The 23,060-nt window shown below is 60.2% G+C and carries 22 protein-coding genes; 18 read left to right on the plus strand and 4 right to left on the minus strand.

Annotated features, from left to right (window positions below):
• Window positions 1-69: 69 nt before the first annotated feature.
• The 10 genes from mscM to VF684_RS07935 all read left to right on the plus strand — a co-directional run bounded on the left by mscM (window position 70) and on the right by VF684_RS07935 (window position 12,488).
• Window positions 70-3,351: a miniconductance mechanosensitive channel MscM gene (gene mscM / locus VF684_RS07890; protein ID WP_376899864.1), complete on the plus strand. Its 3,282-nt coding sequence runs from the start codon at window positions 70-72 to the stop codon at window positions 3,349-3,351.
• Window positions 3,352-3,375: 24 nt separating this feature from the next.
• Window positions 3,376-4,059: a glycerophosphodiester phosphodiesterase gene (locus VF684_RS07895; protein ID WP_376899862.1), complete on the plus strand. Its 684-nt coding sequence runs from the start codon at window positions 3,376-3,378 to the stop codon at window positions 4,057-4,059.
• 154 nt (window positions 4,060-4,213) lie between these two features.
• On the plus strand, window positions 4,214-6,091 hold the full coding sequence (locus tag VF684_RS07900) for a methyl-accepting chemotaxis protein (RefSeq protein WP_106842805.1): 1,878 nt from the start codon (window positions 4,214-4,216) through the stop codon (window positions 6,089-6,091).
• A 509-nt stretch (window positions 6,092-6,600) separates the two neighbouring features.
• On the plus strand, window positions 6,601-8,385 hold the full coding sequence (gene frdA / locus VF684_RS07905; protein ID WP_047437968.1) for a fumarate reductase (quinol) flavoprotein subunit: 1,785 nt from the start codon (window positions 6,601-6,603) through the stop codon (window positions 8,383-8,385).
• Window positions 8,378-9,112 (plus strand): succinate dehydrogenase/fumarate reductase iron-sulfur subunit, encoded by a 735-nt coding sequence (locus tag VF684_RS07910; RefSeq protein ID WP_005335057.1) that lies wholly within the window; start codon window positions 8,378-8,380, stop codon window positions 9,110-9,112. Before frdA ends, VF684_RS07910 begins: the two co-directional genes overlap by 8 nt.
• A gap of 16 nt (window positions 9,113-9,128) precedes the next feature.
• On the plus strand, window positions 9,129-9,527 hold the full coding sequence (locus VF684_RS07915) for a fumarate reductase subunit C (RefSeq protein ID WP_139441849.1): 399 nt from the start codon (window positions 9,129-9,131) through the stop codon (window positions 9,525-9,527).
• 10 nt (window positions 9,528-9,537) lie between these two features.
• The gene (gene frdD / locus VF684_RS07920; protein WP_005335059.1) at window positions 9,538-9,894 is read left to right on the plus strand and encodes a fumarate reductase subunit FrdD; all 357 of its coding nucleotides are present in this window, start codon (window positions 9,538-9,540) and stop codon (window positions 9,892-9,894) included.
• Window positions 9,895-10,145: 251 nt separating this feature from the next.
• Window positions 10,146-10,874 (plus strand): nucleoside recognition domain-containing protein, encoded by a 729-nt coding sequence (locus tag VF684_RS07925; RefSeq protein WP_005335061.1) that lies wholly within the window; start codon window positions 10,146-10,148, stop codon window positions 10,872-10,874.
• Complete coding sequence (locus tag VF684_RS07930; RefSeq protein ID WP_005335063.1) at window positions 10,871-11,338, plus strand: YjiG family protein; 468 nt, start codon at window positions 10,871-10,873, stop codon at window positions 11,336-11,338. The genes VF684_RS07925 and VF684_RS07930 overlap by 4 nt, the downstream gene beginning before the upstream one ends.
• Before the next feature lie 25 nt (window positions 11,339-11,363).
• Complete coding sequence (locus VF684_RS07935; RefSeq protein WP_139441848.1) at window positions 11,364-12,488, plus strand: M20 family metallopeptidase; 1,125 nt, start codon at window positions 11,364-11,366, stop codon at window positions 12,486-12,488.
• A gap of 88 nt (window positions 12,489-12,576) precedes the next feature.
• On the opposite strand, the gene VF684_RS07940 is transcribed toward VF684_RS07935, so the two are convergent.
• From VF684_RS07940 to VF684_RS07950, 3 genes are all read right to left on the minus strand, one after another.
• Window positions 12,577-13,326 carry a substrate-binding periplasmic protein gene (locus VF684_RS07940; RefSeq protein WP_103250772.1) on the minus strand — a complete coding sequence of 250 codons (750 nt, stop codon included), beginning with the start codon at window positions 13,324-13,326 and terminating at the stop codon, window positions 12,577-12,579.
• A 91-nt stretch (window positions 13,327-13,417) separates the two neighbouring features.
• Entirely contained in the window at window positions 13,418-14,644 is a 1,227-nt protein-coding gene (locus VF684_RS07945) for a winged helix-turn-helix domain-containing protein (protein ID WP_164536250.1), read from the minus strand.
• Window positions 14,645-14,750: 106 nt separating this feature from the next.
• Window positions 14,751-15,344, minus strand: a complete 594-nt coding sequence (locus VF684_RS07950) for a TetR/AcrR family transcriptional regulator (RefSeq protein ID WP_139441847.1) — start codon at window positions 15,342-15,344, stop codon at window positions 14,751-14,753.
• A 107-nt stretch (window positions 15,345-15,451) separates the two neighbouring features.
• Between VF684_RS07950 and VF684_RS07955 the strand changes: the two genes are divergently transcribed.
• From VF684_RS07955 to VF684_RS07965, 3 genes are all read left to right on the plus strand, one after another.
• A complete protein-coding gene (locus VF684_RS07955) occupies window positions 15,452-16,117 on the plus strand; it encodes an ABC transporter six-transmembrane domain-containing protein (protein WP_376899858.1) in 666 nt (221 codons plus the stop codon).
• A gap of 87 nt (window positions 16,118-16,204) precedes the next feature.
• Entirely contained in the window at window positions 16,205-16,375 is a 171-nt protein-coding gene (locus tag VF684_RS07960) for a hypothetical protein (protein ID WP_376899856.1), read from the plus strand.
• A gap of 28 nt (window positions 16,376-16,403) precedes the next feature.
• On the plus strand, window positions 16,404-17,792 hold the full coding sequence (locus tag VF684_RS07965) for an NAD(P)/FAD-dependent oxidoreductase (protein WP_139441845.1): 1,389 nt from the start codon (window positions 16,404-16,406) through the stop codon (window positions 17,790-17,792).
• Window positions 17,793-17,833: 41 nt separating this feature from the next.
• Here VF684_RS07965 and VF684_RS07970 read toward each other — a convergent pair whose 3' ends face one another.
• Window positions 17,834-18,481, minus strand: a complete 648-nt coding sequence (locus VF684_RS07970; protein WP_139441844.1) for a class I SAM-dependent methyltransferase — start codon at window positions 18,479-18,481, stop codon at window positions 17,834-17,836.
• 144 nt (window positions 18,482-18,625) lie between these two features.
• Here VF684_RS07970 and VF684_RS07975 point away from each other — a divergent pair, with 144 nt between their 5' ends.
• From VF684_RS07975 to VF684_RS07995, 5 genes are read left to right on the plus strand one after another with little or no spacing between them, the layout of a single operon-like run.
• The gene (locus VF684_RS07975) at window positions 18,626-19,300 is read left to right on the plus strand and encodes a thermostable hemolysin (protein ID WP_139410765.1); all 675 of its coding nucleotides are present in this window, start codon (window positions 18,626-18,628) and stop codon (window positions 19,298-19,300) included.
• Complete coding sequence (locus VF684_RS07980) at window positions 19,297-20,763, plus strand: AMP-dependent synthetase/ligase (protein ID WP_139441843.1); 1,467 nt, start codon at window positions 19,297-19,299, stop codon at window positions 20,761-20,763. The genes VF684_RS07975 and VF684_RS07980 overlap by 4 nt, the downstream gene beginning before the upstream one ends.
• Window positions 20,760-21,413 (plus strand): TenA family transcriptional regulator, encoded by a 654-nt coding sequence (locus tag VF684_RS07985; protein WP_005362310.1) that lies wholly within the window; start codon window positions 20,760-20,762, stop codon window positions 21,411-21,413. The genes VF684_RS07980 and VF684_RS07985 overlap by 4 nt, the downstream gene beginning before the upstream one ends.
• Window positions 21,414-21,455: 42 nt before the next feature.
• A complete protein-coding gene (locus tag VF684_RS07990) occupies window positions 21,456-22,325 on the plus strand; it encodes an SDR family oxidoreductase (protein ID WP_139731166.1) in 870 nt (289 codons plus the stop codon).
• Between the two features lies 1 nt (window position 22,326).
• On the plus strand, window positions 22,327-22,959 hold the full coding sequence (locus tag VF684_RS07995; RefSeq protein ID WP_201998445.1) for a tetratricopeptide repeat protein: 633 nt from the start codon (window positions 22,327-22,329) through the stop codon (window positions 22,957-22,959).
• The last annotated feature ends 101 nt before the right edge of the window (window positions 22,960-23,060 follow it).

A 23,060-nucleotide genomic window follows, 5' to 3' on the forward strand; every position in this document is an offset into this window, starting at 1 on the left:
AGACTGCTTTACCCGCCTCCCTGCCCTGTTTTAGGCTAGGGCCACCTCTTCTGAACGGAAACGAGCCTCATGTTGCAACGCCTGCTCACCCTCTTGCTGCTCTCCCTTATCTTGTTGCCGCCAGCCGTGCGCGCCGACGATGCCATTGCCCAGGCCGAATCCCTGTTGCAGAGCGTGCCCAAGAGCGATACCCCGGAAAACCAGAAGCTGCGGGAGAGCTACCAGCAGGCGCTGCAATTTGCCAGAGAGGCCGAGCGCTATCGGGAGCAGAGCAAAGCCTATCAGCAGATCCTTATCGATTACCCCAAGGAGTCGGCACGCCTCAAGGAGAGCCTGCACAACTATCAGCCCGCCGCTCGCCCGCCGCTGGCGAGCCTTAAGGAGGAGGCGCTGCGCCAGGCCATAGGCCTGAGCAGCAACCGTCAGCTCAACCTGCGCAAGGAGCGGCAGGGGGTGATGGACAGCCTCAACCAGCTGGAGAGCACCGGTCAGGAGTATCACCTGCGGGTGGACGATCTGCGCAAACAGCTGCAACTGACCCGCAGCCAGCTGGAGCGACTGAGCTTCAGCAGCGAATCGGATCGCCAGCAGGAGGCACAACTGCTGCTGACCAGAATGAAGGAGCAGAGCCTCTCCGACCGGATCCAGATGCTGGAGCTGGAGCAACTCTCGGCCCAGCAGCGCAACGATCTCGGCAAGCTGAAGCTGCAGGAGCTCAATCTGGCCATCGCCGACGAGGATGAGTGGCAAGCCAGCCTGCTGACCCAGCAGAACCAGCTGCGGCGGGAGAAGACCGAGCAGGCGCTGGAGGAGAGCGAACGGCTGCGCAAACAGCTCACCACCGACATGCCGCTGCTGCTGGAGCAGCAACAGCAGAATCAGGCGCTCTCCATCCAGCTCGGCACACTGGAAGATCAGATTGAGCGGGTGCAGGACGAACAGCGCACTGTCGACAAGAATCTGTTTGAACTGAATGAGCTGGTCAACTCGGTACGCGAACAGCTGGAGTGGCTGCAGATCAGTAATGCCTATGGCGAGAACCTGCGTAGCAAACTCTCCGATCTGCCTCCCCAGTTCCCCCTCGACAAGCTGGAGTCAGCCATCGTCAGCGCCCGCATGGCCAAGTACCAGTACGAGAGCGAGCAGGATGGGCTCAAGGATACCCGCCAGCTGCGCGACAAGCTGATGGCCGAAGAGGAGGTGACGCTCGATCGGCCGCAGCAAGCGGTGCTCGACAACCTGCTCAAGGCCCGGCGCCAGTTGCTGACCCGGCTCAACGACGCCTCCGACACCCTCATTCAGGAGCAGACCCGTCTCAAGCTGCTCTACAGCCGCCAGAACAGCAAGATCGACGAGATCCGTGAAATAAGCGCCAGCCACCTGTTCTGGATGCCCGATGTGCGCCCCTTTACCCCACAGGTGATGCTCGGTATTCCCGCCGCGCTGACCCTGGCCTTCAACCCGGACAACTGGTTGCAACTGCCCTACGCCATCGCCGAGAACAGCCCGCTGAGCCTCACGCTGGCCGGTATTGGTCTGCTGGTGCTGGCCTGGAGCTGGTTCAAGCTGGCCCGTCATCTGAGCCTCTATTGCGACCATATTGCGCCGCGGATCGGCAAGGTGACCCAGGACAAATTCAGCCTCACCAGCCGCTTGCTGCTGCGCTCCCTGCTTGCCGCACTCCCCTTGCCCGCCATGGTGCTGATGGTACGCGGCCTGCTCGAAGGGGCCTGGCAATACCCGTTTACGGTTGCGGTGGCGCGCGGTCTTGGCGAGATCTGGTTTCTGCTGCTGGCGCTGGTGATGGCCCGCCATCTGACACTGGAGAGGGGGATTTTGATCCACCACTTCCGCTGGCCTCGGGAACAGGTGCAAAAGGTGTGGGGGCAGTTTCGCACCCTGCTGCTGGTGCTGATCCCGAGTTTCTTCGTGCAGGGGATGGCCAACAGCTATCAGGAGCACGCCTTCTACGACTCCCTCGGCCGGATGGCCTTCATGATCGGTGCACTCTGGCTGCTGCTTTTCTTTGCCCGTCTCAACCGGGAGCGATTGCCGCTCACCTGGGGCCAGACCGACATGACCAAGCCCCATCTGCTGCACCACTTCATCTGGAACAGCCTGATGCTGGCGCCGCTGCTGGCGGTGTTCGGCGCCCTGTTTGGCTACTTCTATACCTCGCGCACCCTGCTGCGCCAGCTGGAACTTAGCCTGCTGATGGGGCTGGGTTGCCTGCTGGTCTACTATCTGGCCAGACGCTGGATGCTGATCCAGCGCCGCCGCCTCGCCTTCGAGCGCGCCAAGAGCAAGCGGGCCGAGATCCTGGCCCAGCGCGGCCGGGAAGAGGGGCATGACGAGCTCAGCTCCGAGACCCCGGACGTGGTGGAAGAGACTGAGCTGGATCTCGATACCATCAGCGCCCAGTCGCTGGGACTGGTGCGCACCCTGCTGATGCTGGGCTTCACCATGCTGGTGGTGGTGCAATGGTCGGATCTCAACTCCGCCTTCAGCTTCCTCAGCAATATCGAGGTATGGCAGGTGAGCAGCAAGATTGGCGGCATCGAGCAGCTCTCGGCCATCACCTTGCAGGATCTGATGCTGACCGCCTTCGTCTTCATTCTGACCGTGGTGACAGCCCGCAACCTGCCGGGGCTGATGGAGCTGACCCTGCTGCAACACCTCAGCCTCTCCCCGGGTACCGGCTTTGCCCTCACGACCACCAGCAAGTATCTGGTGATCCTGATCGGCGCCCTCACCGGCTTCTCCATGCTCGGCATCGACTGGTCGAAGACCCAGTGGCTGGTCGCCGCTCTCTCGGTGGGGCTGGGTTTCGGTCTGCAGGAGATCTTCGCCAACTTTGTCTCCGGCCTCATCATCCTGTTCGAGAAGCCGATCCGGCTCGGTGACACCGTCACCATCCGCGATCTCACCGGCACCGTCACCAAGATCAAAACCCGGGCCACCACCATAGTGGATTGGGATCGCAAGGAGATAATCGTGCCCAACAAGGCCTTCATCACCGAACAGTTCATCAACTGGTCGCTCTCCGATGCCATCACCCGGGTCAAACTGCGGATCCGGATCGGCCTGACCCGGGATCCAAAACTGGTGCAGCGCATTCTGGAGGAGTCCATCCAGGCATCGACCCTGGTATTGGAGACGCCGACGCCCGAGGTCTTCCTGATCGAATTCACCGACTCGGCACTGATCTACGAGATCCGCCTCTACGTCAACAACATGGATCACCGGATGCCCATCACTCACGAGGTTCACTCGCTGGTGCTGGAGAAGATGCAGCAGCAGGGACTTACCCTGCCCCATCAACAGATCGACATTCACCTGAGCCGCGGCTGATCCGCGAGGTAAAAGGAGCAGAACATGCAGATTATTGCCCACCGTGGAGCCAGCGGTCTGGCACCGGAGAACACCCTCAAGGCGATGGCCAAAGCGCTGGAACTGGGAGCATCAGCCATCGAGATCGACGTGCAGGCGGCCGATGGCGAGTTGTGGGTCTTCCACGACCGGCGGCTGGAGCGCTGCACCAATGGCAAGGGGGTGCTGACCGAACAATCCCGCTCCTATCTGGAGCAGCTCGATGCCAGTGAAGGAGAGGTGATCCCGACCCTGTGGCAGGTGATGGAGATCATCGCCGGACGCTGCGAGCTGCATATCGAGCTCAAGGGGACTCATACCGCCGATGCGGTGGCAGCCCTGACCCGACGGGCAGAGGCCGAGCTGGGCTTTACTCCCGGCCAGTGGGTGGTCTCCTCCTTCCATCACCCGGAGCTGGCCCGATTTGCCGCCTTGCGGCCCGATATCCGCCTCGGCGCCCTGACCGCCAACCTGCCGCTCAACCTGGCGCAGTTTGCCGACGAGCTGGGGGCCTGGTCCATCAATTGCGATGTTGATTTCATCGACGCCGCGCTAGTCGATGATGCACATCGCCGGGGGCTCAAAGTTCTGGTTTATACCGTTGATTATCCCGAAGATTATGAAACGCTCTCTAGCATGGGGGTCGATGGAATCTTCACCAATCGACCAGATCGCTTTATCTCACCATGATGGGACGATACGCGTATGGATAAGCCCCCATTTAGGCACTAACTTTAATTTGTTGACCGGGGTAAAAAAAGTTCGACTACGGCCGATAGTAACAAGGCTATAACAATAATCAGATGCCACACACTTCAGACTGACGCTCATCAAGGATGTAACTATGAACTTATCCATTAAAAACAAGCTTGTTCTGGCTATCGGGGTCATCATTCTGGTGATCACCGGCCTGCAGGTCTGGTACAACACCTCGCAACTGCGCAGCGAGACCCAGCGACTGGTCTGGAACATCATCGACGAAAGCTCCATGGCCAACGTCAAGGGGATCTCCCGCTGGGTCGACGCCCGGATCAGCATGGTCAGCACCACCAAGGAAGCATTCGCCAAAGAAGATGAGCCCATCAGTCATCTGGCCCAGTCCATGAATGCCGGTGGCTTCGACCTGGTCTATGCCGGTACCGCTGACGGCAAAATGATCCAGAGCAAACCGACTGACTTGCCCGCCGGTTATGACCCCCGTCAACGCCCCTGGTACAAAGACGCAATGGCTGCTGGCAAGATGACCATCACCTCCCCTTATGCCGACATCTCCACCGGCCAGCTGATTGTCACCATTGCCGAGCCGTTCCAGCGTGGCAATACCCAGGGGGTCATCGCCGGTGACGTCTCCATCAGCTCACTGATCTCGGACATTCTTGCGGTCACCACCGAGGGCACCTACGCCATGCTGGTGGACAGCAATGGCACCATCATCGCGCACCCCGATGCCTCCCTGAGCCTGAAATCCGCCACCGCTCTGGCACCGGAGCTGACTGCGGCCTACATCAATCAGGTCGCCCATGACGGCATGATCAACGAGCTGGTGATCAGCGGCAAGAAAGAGGTCTACGACTTTAATGCCATTCCCAATACCAACTGGTATTACGGCATGATGGTGGATGAAGAGATCGCCTACCAATCGGTACGCCGCATGGTTACCTCCTCCCTCATTCAGGGGCTTATCACCATACTGATCGTGGCAGGCTTCTCCTATGTCGCCATCAACGGCTCGCTGGCCCCTCTGAAAACCCTGGGCGAAGCGATTGCCGATCTCTCCCGTGGCAACGGCGATCTGACCCGCCGCATCAAGATTGAACGTGAGGATGAAGTAGGCGCGGTTGCCAAACACGTCAACACCTTCATCGAGCGGATCCATGTGATGGTGCAGGATATCTCCAACTCCTCCGGCCAACTCAACCAGCAGGCCAAGTCCTCCCACAGCATGGCGGAGAAGGCCAATCAGGGGCTGGCACGCCAGCAAAACGAGATCTCCCAGATCGCCACTGCGGTACACGAGATGTCGGCCACTGCGGTCGAGGTTGCCAGCAACGCGGAGCAAACCGCCGAAGCGGCCCGCAGCTCCTCCAGCAGCTGCGAGCATGGCAAGCAGGTGATCGCCCGCAACCAGCGCTCCATCACAGATCTGGCCACCCAGGTGGAACAGGCCTCCAACATCATTCAGGAACTGGAGAAAAACGCCCAGGAGATCAACACCATCCTATCCACCATTCAGGGCATCGCCGAGCAGACCAACCTGCTGGCACTCAACGCCGCCATCGAAGCGGCACGTGCCGGTGAACAGGGCCGCGGCTTTGCGGTGGTAGCCGACGAGGTGCGCGTCCTGTCACAGCGTACCCACAGCTCCACCGTCGAGATCCGCAATATGATCGAAACCCTGCAACGCAATACCCAAGGGGCGGTCAGCACCATGCACGAAGGCCAGCTGCTGGCCCAGAACAGCGTGGATGACGCCAACAACGCCACCCACGCGCTGGAGCAGATCACCACCTCGATCAACCAGATCTCCGACATGGCGACCCAGATCTCCAGCGCGGCTGAAGAGCAGCGGGCCGTCACCGACGAGGTAAGCCGCAACATTCAGGCAGTGAAAGATGTCTCGGACGAACTGGCAGTGGATGCAGACAGCTCACGCCATCTCTCTGAACAACTTAAAAATATTTCGGGTGAACTGAGCAATCAGGTCGGCATGTTCCGCATTTGAGCATGAGCAAAAGGGGCCGTACAGGCCCCTTTTATTTTTCTAAATAGCGCTTAATTTTCAGTGAGTAATCTCACATTACCCGCCAAATACCCCGCCTTGAAATCCTTGTAATTCGTCTGGAATTATCAGATCACCGCCGTGGTTACCGCCGCATTTCGGATTACATATTTCTATCCGAATAGATAAATGCCAATAATTCTCATTAAAAAATTACAATAAAAAACTTAAAATTTTTTTCGCGAGTACCTAAAAAGAGAGGTGATTCGCATTTTATTGAAAGAAAACTACGTACAATCCAGAAGTTAAAGTGCTCGTAGCTAGGTGTTCAACTGCTCAGTAACACCAAAAAATGACGATAATAACGACATTTTCATCCAGGGATTTGGGTGTTTTATAGAAAAATAACCAATAAAAAGGGAATAAAACCTAGCAGTTTGACTTGCATCAAGCCTGAATTTTTTTCATAGAGCAAAATCGTGCCCAGCAAATCTATCCCTAAGGAGGCAGATGTGGATATTATCAAGACCGATGTGGCCATCATCGGTGCTGGCGGTACCGGCTTACGCGCCGCTATCGCTATAGCCGAATCACAGCCAGACCTGGACATCGCCCTGATTTCCAAGGTTTACCCGATGCGCAGCCACACGGTTGCTGCCGAAGGCGGCGCCGCCGGTGTCGTCCGTGATGACGACTCCCTCGAAAACCACTTCAACGACACCGTCTCCGGTGGTGACTGGCTGTGCGAGCAGGACGTTGTGGAATACTTCGTCAACAACGCGACCAAAGAGATGATCCAGCTGGAGCACTGGGGTTGCCCCTGGAGCCGCAAGCCGGATGGCAAAGCCAACGTGCGTCCGTTTGGTGGCATGAAGGTTCCGCGTACCTGGTTCGCCGCAGACAAGTCCGGTTTCCATATTCTGCACACCCTGTTCCAGACCTCCGTCAAATACCCGAGCATCAAGCGCTTCGACGAGCATTTCTGCCTTGATCTGATCGTGGACGACGGCCGTGTCCAGGGCGTACTGACCTTCGACATCCAGAACGGTATCACCCGCTTCATCCAGGCCAAATCCGTGATCGTGGCAACCGGCGGTGCTGGCCGTGTCTATCGCTACAACACCAACGGTGGCATCGTCACCGGCGACGGCATGGCACTGGCCTACCGTCACGGCGTACCGCTGCGTGATATGGAGTTCGTCCAGTATCACCCGACCGGCCTGCCGGGCACCGGCATCCTGATGACCGAAGGTTGTCGTGGTGAGGGTGGCGTCCTGCTGAACAAGGATGGCTACCGCTACCTGCAAGACTACGGCTTGGGCCCGGAAACCCCGATTGGCCAGCCGAAGAGCAAATACATGGAGCTGGGTCCGCGCGACCGCGTTTCCCAGGCATTCTGGCAAGAGCAGCAGAAAGGCCGCGTCATTCAGGGCCCGATGGGCGATGTGGTTCACCTCGACCTGCGTCACCTTGGCGAGAAGTACCTGAAAGAGCGTCTGCCGTTCATCTGCGAACTGGCCAAAGCCTACGTCAACGTGGATCCGGCCAAAGAGCCTATCCCGGTACGTCCGACTGCCCACTACACCATGGGTGGTATCGAGACTGACAACAAGTGTGCCACCCGTCTGCCCGGCCTCTACGCCGCGGGCGAATGTGCCTCCGTCGGTCTGCACGGTGCCAACCGTCTGGGTTCCAACTCCCTGTCCGAGATCGTGGTATTCGGCAAGCTGGCCGGTGAGCAGGCAGGTGAATTTGCCAAGACTCAGAAGCATGGCAATACCGAAGCCCTGGCCGCCAAGGCCGAGGCGCTCATCAAGCAACACCTCTCCCTGATGGACATAGACGGTACCGAAAACCCGGCCGATATCCGCAACGAGCTGGGCATGTCCATGGAAGCCGGTGTCGGTATCTACCGTACCGAAGAGCTGATGCAGGGCACCATCGACAAGATCAACGAGCTGAAAGCCCGTTACAAAAAGGTCAAAATCAACGACAAGTCCTCTGTCTTCAACACCGATCTGCTGTACGCCATCGAACTGGGCTACATGCTGGACGTGGCTGAAGCCATGGCGCACTCCGCCATCAATCGTAAAGAGTCCCGCGGTTCCCACCAGCGTCTGGATGGTTACGAAGAGCGCGATGACGTGAACTTCCTCAAGCACACGCTCTCGTTCTACAAAAATGGCGAAACGCCCTCCATCGATTACTCCGATGTGAAGATCACTAAGTCCCAGCCGGCAAAACGCGTGTACGGCTCCGAGGGTGAGAAACAAGACGAGGCTAAGAAGAATGGCTGAGATGATTGAAATTGAGATCCTGCGCTACCGTCCGGAACAGGATAACGAGCCCTGGATGCAAACCTTCCAGGTGCCATACCAGAGAGAGATGTCTCTGCTGGACGCCCTGCAGTACATCAAGGATCACCTGGACTCTACCCTGAGCTTCCGCTGGTCCTGCCGGATGGCGATCTGCGGCTCCTGCGGCATGATGGTCAACGGTGTGCCCAAGCTGGGTTGCAAGGCGTTCCTGCGCGACTATCTGCCGGGCAAGATGACCGTCGAGCCGCTCAACAACTTCCCGATCGAGCGCGATCTGGTGGTCGACATGTCCGACTTCATCGAGAAGCTGGAGAGCATCAAGCCGTACATCATCCCGAGCGAGCCGCGCAGCCTGTGTGATGGCGAGTACATCCAGACTCCGGCCCAGATGGCGCAGTACAAGCAGTTCTCCCAGTGCATCAACTGTGGTCTCTGCTACGCGGCCTGCCCGCAGTACGGCATCAACAAGAAGTTCACCGGTCCGGCGGCACTGGCTCTGGCCTATCGCTACAACGTCGACAACCGTGATGCCGGCGCCAAAGAGCGTATGCGCATCATCAGCCAGGACGAAGGCGTCTGGGGCTGTACCTTCGTGGGCTACTGCTCCGAAGTGTGCCCGAAAGGCGTCGATCCGGCAGCGGCCATCCAGCTTGGCAAGGTCGAAAGCGCCAAGGACTACATGATCGCCATGTTCAAGCCAGATTGAGAGCAGGATTGAGACCATGAACAACACTGATAGCAAACGTAAACCTTACGTCCGCGAAATGAAGAAAGACTGGTGGCTGAAGAACGCCTTCTACACCGGTTACATGATCCGTGAAGGCACCAGTATCTTCGTCTCCATCTACGCCGTTGTGCTGATGTGGGGCCTGATGCGCCTGGTTCAGGGTCAGGAAGCGTTCAACGGCTGGCTGGAATCCCTGCAAAGCCCGATCGCCATCCTGTTCCATGTCGTCGCTCTGGCGGCGTGCCTGTTCCATGCCAAAACCTGGTTCGCCCTGGCGCCGAAAGCCATGCGTATCTTCCGTGGTGAAGACCTGGTACCGGAGAAGCCGATCGTTCTCGCCCAGTATGTGGCGCTGGCGCTGGTGTCCCTGCTTGTCCTGATCATCGTGGCCTGAGGAGAAAACAATGAGACGTTCTGACGAACCAATTTACTGGGGTCTGTTTGGTGCGGGTGGCATGGTCGTTGCCATGCTGCTGCCGGTCATTGTCCTCATCACCGGTCTGCTGGTGCCCATGGGCATCATGGACGTGGAAACCATGAGCTATGACCGCGTGCACGCGTTCGCCAGCTCCTGGTGGGGTGCCTGCATCCTGCTGGTGATCATCGCCCTGCCAGTCTGGCACGGTATGCACCGTATCTACCACGGTCTGCACGATCTGGGGATCCACACCACCAAGCTGCACCACTATGTGTTCTATGGCTTTGCCTTCCTGGTATCTGCCATTAGCGTCGGCCTGCTGATGGTGCTGGTACTCCAGTAATCACATCTGACTGATTGACCAAACCGGGCCTCGTGCCCGGTTTTTTTTGCCCCGCTATCCCGCCCCTGCTTTTTATTCACTCAAACAATTCGATAAAAACCAGATTATCGTCCAATCATATGGCGATCACAGTCACATAACCCCAATACATTCGTCATTTGTAGCAAACCATTTTGACCACCATCAATTTAGTGACATCCATATCAATTATAATTATTCAGATTAAATAATTATTCATATGGAGCTAGCTAATGACAGACAAAACACGCTCGGTGAGCATAGGCAGTTACCTGGCACTGGCCTTCGCCGTGGTCTTCTTCTCCGGGCTGTTGCAATCCGGCGAGTGGTACGGGGTATTCGATTTCACCACGCTGAACGGTTCGTTCGGTACCATGGTCCAGAGCGTCAGCGAGAATGGTGACGGCATCAAGACCGCCATGACCGACATGCGCGGCAAGGGGGGCAACGGGGCGCGAGATGGCTTTCTGTTCGCCCTGACCCTGATCCCCACCGTGATGTTTGCCCTCGGTATGATCAATGTGCTGGAACACTACGGCGCGTTGGAAGCGGCCCGCAAGTTGCTGACCCCACTGCTGCGTCCGCTGATGGGGATCCCGGGCAATACCGGTCTGGCACTGATCGCCTCCCTGCAGAGTACCGATGCCGGTGCCGCCATGACTCGTCAGCTCAAGGATGAAGGGCTCATCACCAAGCGTGAAACCGACGTGTTCACCATGTTCCAGTTCTCCGCTGGCGCCACCATCGTCAACTTCTTCTCCTCCGGCGCCGTGCTGTTCACCCTGACGCTGGCGGATGGCAGCCCGGCGGTCAGCTCCTCCATCGGTCTGGCTGTCATCGTGATGTTCGCCTTCAAATTTGTCGGGGCCAACCTGTTCCGGGTCTACCTCAATATGAGCGAAGGCAAGCAGACCGATAACAACACCCAGCAGACCCTCAACACTCAGGAGCAAGCCAAATGAGCCAGGCCAACATCAAGAAACCCATCGTCACCGATATCTTCGTCGAAGGGGCCAAGAAGGGCTGGGTCATCGCCACCACCTCCACCGTACCCAACGTACTGATGGCCTTTGTCATCATCAAGGCGCTGCAGATCACCGGCGCGCTGGATGCCATGGGCGCCATTTTCTCCCCCGTCATGGCCATCTTCGGGTTGCCCGGTGAGGCGGCAGCCGTGCTGATCGGCGCCTGGATGTCGATGGGCGGTGCAGTCGGTGTGGTCATCACCCTGTTCGATCAGGGGATCCTCAACGGCACCCACATCGCCATTCTGGCGCCAGCCATCTACCTGATGGGCTCCCAGGTGCAGTACATGGGCCGCATCCTCGGCTGCATCGGTACCGAAGGGCGTTACATCCCCATCATGGTCGCCATCTCGGTACTCAACGCCTTCGGCGCCATGCTGGTGATGAACATCCTTCTCTGACCCGAACCTGATAGTGGAGCAAGCAATGACTTTTTCTCTGGATCAATACCTGACCGAACTGGCCCCGCTGATCAATCTGGATTGCGGATCCCTGCACCAGCCAGGCATTGCGGCAGTGGCCGACCTGATGGCTGCCAAATATGAGGCGATGGGCGGCTGGCAGATCAAGCGGGTCGACTGTGGCGCAGCCGGGGTGGGACTGGAGATCCGCAACCAGCCTGATGCGGCGCAGATCGATGTAATGCTGATCGGCCATATGGATACCGTCTTCCCCCTCGGCACCGCCGCCGCCCGCCCGATGAGCATCGATGGCGAGCGCGCTTACGGTCCCGGTGTCTCCGACATGAAATCCGGCCTGCTCAACATCGTCTATGCCCTGCGTGAACTGCCACGCGAGGTGCGCGATCGCCTGAGCATCTGCGTCTGCATGAACCCGGATGAGGAGATCGGCTCCCTCCACTCCAGCGACTGGCTGGCCACGGTGGCCAAACAGGCAAAGCAGGTGCTGGTGGCCGAAGCGGCCCGCGCCGATGGCTCGCTGGTCAAGGCGCGCAAGGGGATGGCCCGTTATCGCATCGACTTCACTGGCAAGGCGGCTCACGCGGGCAACGAACCGCAGAAGGGGCGCAGCGCCATCACCGAGCTGGGCCACTGGATCCTGGCCATCAACGCCCTGACCAACTTCGAGAGCGGCACCACCCTCAACATTGGCATTGTCGAGGGGGGCAATGGCGCCAACATAGTGCCGGCCCATGCCAGCGCTGTGGTAGACGTCCGCTTCTGGGACAATCAGGAGTACCACCAGATCAACGATCATCTGCTGACCCTGGCCGAGCGGCCGCATCTGGACGGCGTCACCATCCAGCTGACCCGCGAGGCCCACAAACCGGCCATGGTGCCATCAGAAGGCACTCTGGCGCTGATGCAGCTGGTGGAGGAGTGTGGCGCCGAACTGGGACTGCCAATCAGCTGGCAGGAGGTGGGGGGCGGCTCCGATGCCAACCTGACCGCCGCCCTCGGCATTCCCACTCTGGATGGTCTGGGCCCCATCGGTGCCGGCTTCCACAGTGACGAGGAGTATCTGGATCTGGCCAGCATTGCCCCGCGCATCGAGCTGCTGGTGAAGGTACTGACCCGTCTGGCAGACTGACAAGCTCTCACGTAAAAAAGGGCCAGCCGGTTTGCACCGGCTGGCCCTCTGTTTATCTGCTCCCCAGAATGACAGCCCCTCTTCGCTATTACTCCATTGGTGGCAAGAAGCGGCGCATCACCTCATCCGTGTGCCCCCCTTCCTGAAATGCCACCAGCGACTGATTGAGGATGTTCACCAGCTGGTGACCGCGGGGGGAGCCCTTGCTCACCAGCAGATAGAATCCCTTGCGGCTGGGCAGGGCGAGATTGAGCAACCCGCTCTCGCTGCGGTAGATGCCAAGGCTGATGCCAGCCACCAGAGGTTCGATTTCGCTCGGCAGAAAGTCGCAGCGATCCCGCTCCAGCATATCGAGCGCCTGCTGCAACTGTTTGACCCGGCGTGGCTCCTGCGCAAGCCCGTAGGGTGTGTAGTTGTAGCCAATCACCCCGCACACCCGGGAGCGATTGACCGTCTGCAGATCCGGCGGTTCGGGGTAGCGGCGCTTGAGATAGAAGAAACCGAGGTGGGTGTAGTAGAGGGGAACGCTGTAGAAGGCAAACTCGGCCCGCTCCGGCTTGTAGCTGGCATCCCAGGTCAGCTCGCACAGACCATTCTGGCGATAATCCGCCAGCTCCTGCTGCACCCGCGCCCAGGGCAGATAGCGGATCTGGTGCGAGAGCCCGCTCTGTTGCAATGCATCGAGCACCAGCGTCGTCGCCGAACCGGTCAGGCGGCTGGTATCGGGCACACCGTCCTTGCGCTCCCAGTAGGTAAAGGGGGCCCACTCGTTGCCCTCCCCCAGACAGATCTTCACTGGTGGCTCTTGCCCCCATAGCGCGGGGGACAAGATAGCCATCGCCAATCCCGCCCACCATGTTGCCGCTCGTCTCATCTCCCGCTCCCGAACTGTTTATCCCTCTTGCAGCTTAGCCCAGAAGAGATAGTGCTCACTTTGCAGGGGCGCTTTCATGCCACAACGTCAGCAAATTGGCCGGAATGGCACCATAACGAAGCTGCGGCGTCTGGTGCCAGTCAGCCAGCTTTTGCAGGGCTTTCGCCAGATCCTGTGCAAGGGTGCGGGTCACTCTCACACCAGCTTCCAGATAGAGGCTCTTGATCTCGAAGATCCCCTGCTGGCGATGGGCCTTGGCATCCATCCTGCCCACCAGCTTGCCACGATGCAGCAAGGGCAACACGAAGTAGCCATACTGGCGCTTGGGGGCCGGGGTATAGCATTCGATGCGATAGTCAAAATTGAACAGTTCACTGGCCCGTTTGCGATCCCACACCAGCGGATCGAACGGCGACAAGGCGGTGGTATGGGTCGCCTTGAGGGTGCCCGCCTGTGCCCTTGCCAGCTCATCGGCCAGCGAGGCGTGCACAAAAGCGCCGTGCTGCCCCCCCTCCACCCGTACCGGCAGCAGCTCACCCTCGTCCGCCAGCTGATGGAGCAAGGCGTCATATTTGCCGCGCCGCAGCCGATAGTAGTCAGCGACCCAGCCAGTTTTGACCAGCCCCAATGCCCGGCAACTGGCGCGCACCATATCCCGCTGGGCCTGCTCGACGCTCGGCAGATCCCGCTCGTCACGCCACTCGGGGATGACCCGCTCGGCCAGGTCATAGACCCGCTGAAAGTTGCGCCGCTCCCGCACCATCAGCTGACCTGTGGTAAAGAGCACCTCCAGATGGCGTTTCTCCGGCTTCCAGTCCCACCAGCCGTTCCCCTTGCCGGTTGTGCGTTCAAAGTCAGCCGCCCGCACCGGGCCATGGTGGCGAATACGCTCGATCAGCTGGCCAATCTCCTGCTGATGAGTGGCTAGCCAGTTGGCCGAAAACTTCCAGCCCATGGCGACGGGGTCGAGCATCCGATGGCGCAACAGCCGGTAATCCTCGCGGGGCACAAAGCAGGCCTCGTGGGCCCAATATTCGAAGATCTCGCCGTCGGCCAGCAGCTGCTCCAGCCAACGCGGTTCGTACTGGCCAAGGCGGCTAAAGAGCACCAGATAGGGGCTGCGCGCCACCACCGAGATGGTATCGATCTGCAGCAGCGCCATGCGGCGAATGGTGGCCAACAGATCGGCCGGAGTCGCCTTGCTGCGACGGGGGGCGAGCAGCCCTTGCGCCGCCAGTTGCAGATGACGGGCATCTTGCAGTGACAAATGGGTAATCGACATCAACAACCGCTCCCTGGTATCTGGCCATCGCACGCCCGGCGGATAGCCAACAAAACCGGGGGAGGCACCACGCTGGTATGCCTCCCCTCCCTGTGTGCCAGCGCCGCTATGAATGGGCCGGGGGCAAGACCAGCTGATTCACCACCAGCATGATCTCTTGATAAGTGGCCTCGACCGTCTCGGGGGTCGGCTCCAGAATAAGGTCATCGGCATAGCCGTTGATGAGGGAGGTGATCTGGCGCGCCAGTCGCCGGGCATCGCCCACCACAAACTCGCCACTGTCGATCCCCTTTTGCAGGATCTGCTCCAGCACCTCGCGCCACGCCAGAATGATTTTGCGGTAGCTCTCGGCAAACACAGGGTCGCGCAGTGACTCGTTCCAGGCATCCAGATAGATGGCCCAGGAGGCATCCTGACTGGTCGGCAGGTTGTCCCGTACAAAGAGCGGCAACGCTTCACGGGCTGGCAGCGGCAACAGCCACTCCCGCTGCTCGGCTATCTCCTGACTGGTGAAACGCTCCACGGCGCAGAGGCAGAGCTCCTTCCAATCCTTGAAGTAGTGGTAGACGTGACTGCGCGCCAGACCGGTGCGCTCGGCAATATCACGGGTTGACGATGCCGCCATTCCCTTCTCCCGAAACAGGGCCAGTACGGCCTCGATGATCATCTCTTTGCGCTGTTCTGCTGATGGGCGTGCCATCTGACCTCCTGCGATATCCATCGATCTGCTTGACTTTGAGCAGTCGCTCAAACAAACTTTGAGCACTCGCTCAAACTTAGCGTTTCCGACATCTTAGGAGATAACCCATGACAACACCAACCACTTCGGCAGCCAGTTGCGACGAGCAGGCCACGCCGTTGCCACACTCGGCCGGTCGTTCGCTGGGGGCGATTGCGCGGGCCAATCCCCTCAAGCTGGCGGGTACCTTCTCGCTGGTGGCCCTCGAAAATATCCTGCTGGTGATCTATCCCCTGTTCGCCGGCTTTGCCATTGACGCCATCGTCAAGGGCCAGTGGCTGCAGGCCTCGAGCTATGCCCTGATCGTGCTGCTGTTCTGGCTCATCGGCGCCCTGCGCCGGGCGGTCGATACCCGCACCTTTACCCATATCTATGCGGCACTGGCGGTGCCGGTGATCCTGACCCAGCGCCAGCAGCAGGAGGGGCAATCTACCATAGTGGCGCGGGTCACCCTGGCGCGGGAGTTTGTCGACTTCTTCGAGAAACATATCCCGATCCTGGCCACCAGCCTGATCTCCATCGTCGGGGCGGCCGTGATGCTGATGGTGATCGAGTTCTGGGTCGGCATCGCCTGCATGGGGGTATTGCTGCTGTTCGGCCTGCTGCTGCCCGGCTTTTCGCGCAAGAACCAGCTGCTGCACGAGCGGCTCAACGATCGGCTGGAACACGAGGTCAAGCTGGTCACCCATGCCCAGTCAGCCAACCTCGCCCGCCACTACCGCGCGCTGGCCTAGATCCGCATCCGGATTTCGGATCGGGAGGCGCTCGCTTTTCTGGCGGTCGGCATCAGCGCCTCCCTGCTGTTCCTGCTGGCCATCACCATGCTGATGGCCCAGCCCCAGGTCTCGGCAGGCCATGTCTATGCTGTGATGACCTACCTCTGGAACTTTGTCACCAGCCTGGATGAGGGGCCTGGTCTTGCCGATCAGCTGGCCCGGCTGCGAGACATAGGCCGCCGGGTCAACACCGCCCAACCCGATGAACTGATTTGACATTTTGTATCTGTAACCGGAGTAGAAGATGAATCCGCCCCCCCTTTACCAACGAGCGTTGACCATGTGCATCAGCTGTTTTTTCCTCGCCGCCTGCGGCCCCAAGATGAGCGACTTTGAGCCCAACACCAGCTACTGGTTCAAAGAGAAACCGGCAGAGGAGAGTGCCCCGCTGGCGCAAGACATGAAGGTGGATATCGCCATCATAGGTGGCGGCTACAGCGGCCTCTCCAGTGCCTGGCATCTGGCCAAGGCTAACCCGTCGCTCAAGATCGCCATCTACGAAGCCAAGCAGGTGGGCAGCGGCGCCTCGGGCCGCAATGGCGGCATGGTGCTGCCGAGCTCCGAGGTGATGGATCTCTACGAAGAGGGGGAAGCGAGCAAGCGCCACTACGATCTCACCGTCGCCAGCATGCGCAAGCTGCAGGCGCTGGTGGCCTCAACCGGCGTCGAGGCCGACCTCAAGCTCAATGGCTATGTGGAGGCGATCCTCGATGAGGAGGATATCGCCGAGTACCGCGACTATGTGAAAACCGCCAATCGCCTCGGCATCCCGCTGCAGTACTGGAACGCCGATACCACCGAAGAGAAACTGGGCACCGACCGCTACGTGGGGGCGGTCTACGACCCCAATGGCGGTCAGGTACACGCCATGAAACTGGTCAATGCCCTGCGCAAGGCGGTGGAGCAGTCGGGCGTTACCATCTACGAGCAGAGCCCGGTGCTGGGTATCAAGGAGGGCAAGCAGATCGAGCTGAATGTAGCCGACAAGTACAAGGTGACCGCCGACAGCATAGTGCTGGCGACCAACGGCTATACCTCAAAACTTGGCTACTTCAGCGGGCGGGTCATTCCGGTACACGCCCAGAGCGCCGTCACCGAGCAGCTCAGCAAAAAGCAGCTGGCCGCCATCCAGTGGCAGAGTCGGGTGCCCTACTACGACACCCGCAACATCCTGTTCCATCTGGTATTGACCCCGGATAACCGCATCGTCATCGGTGGCGGCAATGCCGAGTACGTCTTCAACGACGGCCTCAACTACAAGGGCGATCTTAACCGGGTCAGCGAGATGATGATGAGCGAGCTGGTGACTCTCTATCCGGCCCTCAAGGGGATCAAATTTGAGCAGGTGTGGGACGGGGTTCTCGGCATGACCGGCGACAGCACTGAAGCGGTGGGGGTAATGGGGGAGCACAAGAACATCTACTACGCCCTCGGCTACAACGGCCACGGCATCAACCTCTCCTTCCTGTTTGGCGACATTGTGGCCAGCCTCTATCAAGGCAAGGATCACCCCTGGTTCAACCACGCGGAGCAGAGTCTGCCGATGTGGCTGCCGCCAGAGCCGTTCAAGTCAATCGGCGTCAAATCTGCCCTGATGTACTACCAGTGGCAGGACAAGGGCTACAAGGAGTAGCGCCGAGCAAGAACTCGACGAGTAACAGACGAAGGCACGCCTCAGGGCGTGCCTTTCTGCAATACCGCCACATCGGCGTGGGGGAAGCTGAGTTCGGCCTGCCAGCGAGCGGCCAACACCTGAAACGATGCCTCGGCAAAGAAGACGATGTGGGTCGGGTCGTGGCGATAGCGCCAGTTTTTAAACCGCTCGTCACTGAGCACCCGCTGGGTTTGCAGCACCAGCAGGCCACCAGGCTTGAGGCAATCCCACAACTGCGCCAGCACCGTGCGCGGCTCAGCAATATGCTCGATCACCTCGGTACTGGTGATGAAGTCATACTGACGCGTCAGCAACTCGGGAAAATCTGCGTAGAACTTGTCATACCCCGCCATCTGGTAACCCGCCTCGCGCCCCATCGCCACCAGCGCCGGCCCCGGGCCACAGCCAAAGTCGAGGCCACTGGCAGGGGTTGGCACCCGCGCCAGCACCTCACCAAAAGCCCGCATCAGAAAGCTGCGATAACGGGGATCATCCACCCGGTTGTCGTGACCGTCATAGACCGCCTTCTCCGCCGCCTCATCCAGATGATCCGCCTCATCCAGCCAGACCAGCTCGCACGCGAGGCAGCGATGATAGCGCTTGCCCGCCACCGGCAGGGGATAACTGCGATGGCTGGCACACAGGGGGCAGCTGACGGTGGATGACATGGCGGTTCCTCTTGGGGGCTTCCTGTTGGATAACAGCGGCGCAGATTGCCTGCCCGCTGCCTCGCTGACAACTTTTTTTGCTCCTTAAGGGTTTCTTAAGTTTGCCCTTTTACTCTCAAACCATCGCAAGAGAAGGAGTCACCCATGACCATCGAGATCCAGGCCCCCTACCGATTGCTGCTAGCCAAGTCCCCGCAGCAGGTCATGGCGCTGCAAACCTATATCCAGGCCGCCTACACCCTCGAGTTCAACGCCCGCATCCCCCATTTTCTCCCCTGCCTGCTGGGGCTCTATCGGGCGGACGGGACGCTGGTCGGTGCCTGTGGTCTCAATCATGCCAGTGAGGGGCCTCTCTATCTGGAACAGTATCTGGAGCAACCCATCGAGGCCGCCATCAACACCCGCCTCGGGGTCTATCCGGCACGCAACCGCATTATCGAAGTGGGCAATCTGGCCTGCAGCGAGCCGGGCAATGCCCGACTGATGTTCGCAGCCCTGTGTCGTCTGCTATGTGAAAACGCCCTCGACTACGTGGTCTTTACCGGCACTGCCAAGCTGCGCAACAGCTTTGCCCGCCTGCAACTCAATCCGGTGGAGCTGGCCCCCGCACAGGCCCATCAGGTGGGAGCCGACGCCGACGCCTGGGGTGAGTACTACCGCTGCCAACCCAAGGTGATGGTGGGTGACATCAATCAGGGGCGCGAGGTGCTGGCCCAGCGCAGCCTGCTGCTCAATCTGCTGGCCCCCATGCCGACCCTGTTTGAGGATGCCGGCAAAAGCAGTGATAACCAGCCCCATCAAAAAAGGTGCGCCCAATGAGCCTGTTCGACGCCATCGCCAAGCATGCCCACGAGGATCCGCAATCTCCTGCGTTGCTGAGCAGCCAGCAGCGTCTCGATTACCAGACCCTGTGGCAACAGATCCAGCGTCTGGCCAGCCAGCTGCAACAGCTCGACATCAGCCGTCTGGCGCTGCAACTGGACAACGGCCTGCCCTGGGCGCTGCTGGATCTCGCCTGCACCCGCGCCGATATCGTGGTCATTCCGGTGCCCCACTTCTTCAGTCAGGCCCAGCAGGCCTGGTTGCTGGAGAGCAGCGGCGCCGATGCGCTGGTGGGCCCACATCATCAGGGGTGGCATGCCGCCGAGCCGCTCTCGCTGATCACCGGCGAGCTGCCATTATGGCGCCATACCCCGACCAATCGACCGGCGCTGCCCAAGGGCACCGCCAAGATCACCTACACCTCCGGTACCACGGGCCAGCCCAAGGGCGTCTGCCTGTCACTGACCCAGATGATGGCGGTGAGCCATGCGCTGGCCGAGCGAGTCGCGCCAGCCAAGGTGGAAAAACACCTGACCCTGCTGCCGCTGGCGACCCTGCTTGAGAACATCACCGGCCTTTATGTGCCGCTGCTGACCGGTGCCTGCAGCCGCATTCCGTCCCTCGGGGAGCTCGGTTTCACCGGCTCCAGCTCGCTCAACCCTGCCATGCTGGGGGAGACCCTGCTGCGCTGGTCGACCCACAGTCTGGTGCTGGTGCCCGAACTGCTGCGCCTGCTGCTGGCGCTCTGCACCAGCACCCCGACGCTGGCCCAACAGCTCAAGAGCCTGCGCTTTATTGCCGTCGGTGGCGGCAAGGTGGCCCCCGACCTGATCAAACACGCCCGCCAGCTCGGCCTGCCGGTATACGAAGGTTATGGCCTCTCGGAGTGCAGCTCCGTGGTGGCGCTCAACAGCCTGGATGCTGACAAGCCCGGCAGCGTCGGCCGCCCCCTGCCCCACGGTCAGGTCACCATCGCCAGCGACGGCGAAATTATGGTGAGCGGCAGTGCCATGCTGGGCTATCTCGGCAGCAACGAACCGACTCCCGAACAGATTGCCACAGGCGATCTGGGTCATCTGGATGATGAGGGCTACCTCCATATCACCGGGCGCAAGAAGAATGTCCAGATCACCGCCTTTGGCCGCAACTTCTCACCGGAGTGGGTGGAAGCCGAGGCCCAGCTCTGCCCCGCCATCGCCCGCATCGTGGTTTTTGGCGATGGTCAGCCTGCCAACGTGGCGCTGATCCAGCCCCTGCCGGGCAAAGAGGCGGATCTGCCCCGCCAGATCGCCGGTCTGAACCAGCGGCTGCCCGATTATGCCCGGCTGCACCACTGGTTGCCGGTGGCACTCGACCAGCATCCCGGCCTGCTGACCGCCAACGGGCGCCCCCGTCGCAACGAGATTTACCAACACTTTTCCCGGCAAATCAGCCAATGCCTTACAGGAGAATCGTCATGAGCTTCTACCAGACTCTGCAACAAGCCACTGCCAGTGAGCGTGAACATCTGTTCAACGCACCCATCATCGAAGCCTGCCGCCGTGGCGATATCAGCCGTGACACCTATCTCGCCTTTCTGGCGCAGGCTTACTACCACGTGCGCCACACAGTTCCGCTGCTGATGGCCACCGGCGGCAAGCTGGGTCAGGAGTACGAGTGGGTGCGCGGGGCCATTGCCGAGTACATCGACGAGGAGTATGGCCATCAGGAGTGGATCCTCAACGATATCCGCGCCTGTGGCGGTGATGCCGAGGCGGTGCGCCACGGCCAGCCCGGGCTGCCCATCGAGCTGATGGTCGCCTTCCTATACGACCAGATCCAGCGCGGCAACCCCATGGGCTTCTTCGGCATGGTACAGGTGCTGGAAGGCACCAGCGTGGCCATCGCCCTCACCGTCGCCGACCAGCTGAAAAAGGGACTCGGCCTGCCACCGCAGGCGATGAGCTACCTGAGTTCCCACGGCGCCCTGGATCAGGAGCACCTCAAGTTCTTTGAATCCCTGATGGATCGGGTCGAGAGTCCGGCGGATCAGGCCGCCATCATCCACGGGGCCAAGGTGGTCTACCGCCTCTATGGCGAGATGCTCTACAACCTCACCGCCACACCGTAAGTTGGCAGCGGATCAGCAGACAGCAAAAAGGGAACCCACACCATGAACCTTGAAGGGAAACTCGTGCTGCTCACCGGCGCCAGCGGTGGCATAGGTGAGGAGCTGGCACAGGAGCTGGCGGCCCAAGGGGCACACCTGCTGCTGCACGGTCGTCGCGGCCCGGCACTGGAGCGGCTGTGCAAGTCACTGCCCCATCCCGAGCGCCATCAGGTGGTGCTCGCCGACCTCGGCTCTGCGCAGGAGCGGGCCAAGCTGTTGCAACACCCGGCGCTGGAGGACGGGATCGACATCCTGATCAACAACGCTGGCTGCAACCAGTTTGCCTGGCTGGAAGATCAGAGCTTCGAGCAGGTGGAGCGCCAGCTGCTGCTCAATATCGAGGCGCCCATCCAGCTCACCCGAGCCCTGCTGCCAACCATGCGCAAGCCGGGGATCATCATGAACATGGGGTCGAGCCTGGGCAGCATCGGCTACCCCGGTTACAGCGTCTACTGCGCCAGCAAATTTGCCCTGCGCGGCTTTAGCGAAGCGCTGGGACGGGAGCTGGAGGGGAGTGGCATCAAGGTGCTGCATTTCGCCCCACGCGCCACCCGCACCAAACTCAATTCCGAGGCCGCTTACGAGATGAATGCAGCGCTCGGCACCCAGACCGACAGCCCGCAGGAAGTGGCCGAAGAGGCGGTCATCGCCCTGTGCAACGAAACCCGCCGCAGCTGGCTCGGCTGGCCGGAAAAACTGTTCGTGCGGCTCAATGCCCTGCTGCCCGGTATCGTCGACAAAGCGCTGGCCAGACAGCTGCCGATCATCAAACGTTATGCCCGTCATCTTCAGCCAGGGACGACTGATACCGGCGCCAACAGTGCGCCACAACCAGACTTGTCCCGCCCGATCCCGACCAAGAAGGAGCATTAATATGAATTTTTTCCGTCAATCCGTGACCTCTTGTGCCATCGCCATCCTGCTGGGATCCACCTCAGTCATGGCCGCGAGTGATGCCCTCGTCCCCATCCAGCAACAGTGGGCCGCCTGCCAGTATCAACAGAGCGGCAAGGCGAAAGAGAGCTGCCTCGAAACCTTGAGCACCCAGGCCGAAGCGGCCAGCGCCAAGGAGCCTTTTCGCGCCGATCTGCTGATCTGGTCGGCCATCGTCAAGAGCACCTGGGCGGGGGCCAAAGGGGGGCTGGGGGCACTGGGTCTGGTGAAAGAGGCCAAAGCCAAGCTGGAGCTGGCACTCAAACAGGATCCCAAGGCGCTGGACGGCTCCGCCTATACCAGTCTGGGCTCCCTCTACTATCAGGTGCCCGGCTGGCCGGTCGGCTTTGGCGATGACGAAAAGGCAGAGCAACTGCTCAAGCAGGCGCTGGCCATCAATCCCGATGGCATCGATCCCAACTTCTTCTACGGTGACTTCCTGCTGGATCAGGGTCGCAAGGCCGAGGCCAAAACCTACCTCGACAAGGCGCTGGCCGCCCCGGCCCGCCTGGGTCGCGAAGTGGCCGATGAAGGGCGTAGAATGGAGATCCGCGATCGGCTGGCCAAGCTATAAAACCCTGATGGATCAAAGAACTATTTAAACTCTGCCCACCAGCTTGCATACTGGTGGGCAGGGTTGTTTATGCCACGGCACGCCCTGGCGCTGAGCCAGAT

Source organism: Aeromonas sp. Lyrl_2, from assembly GCF_051948815.1.
Lineage (GTDB): Bacteria > Pseudomonadota > Gammaproteobacteria > Enterobacterales > Aeromonadaceae > Aeromonas > Aeromonas veronii.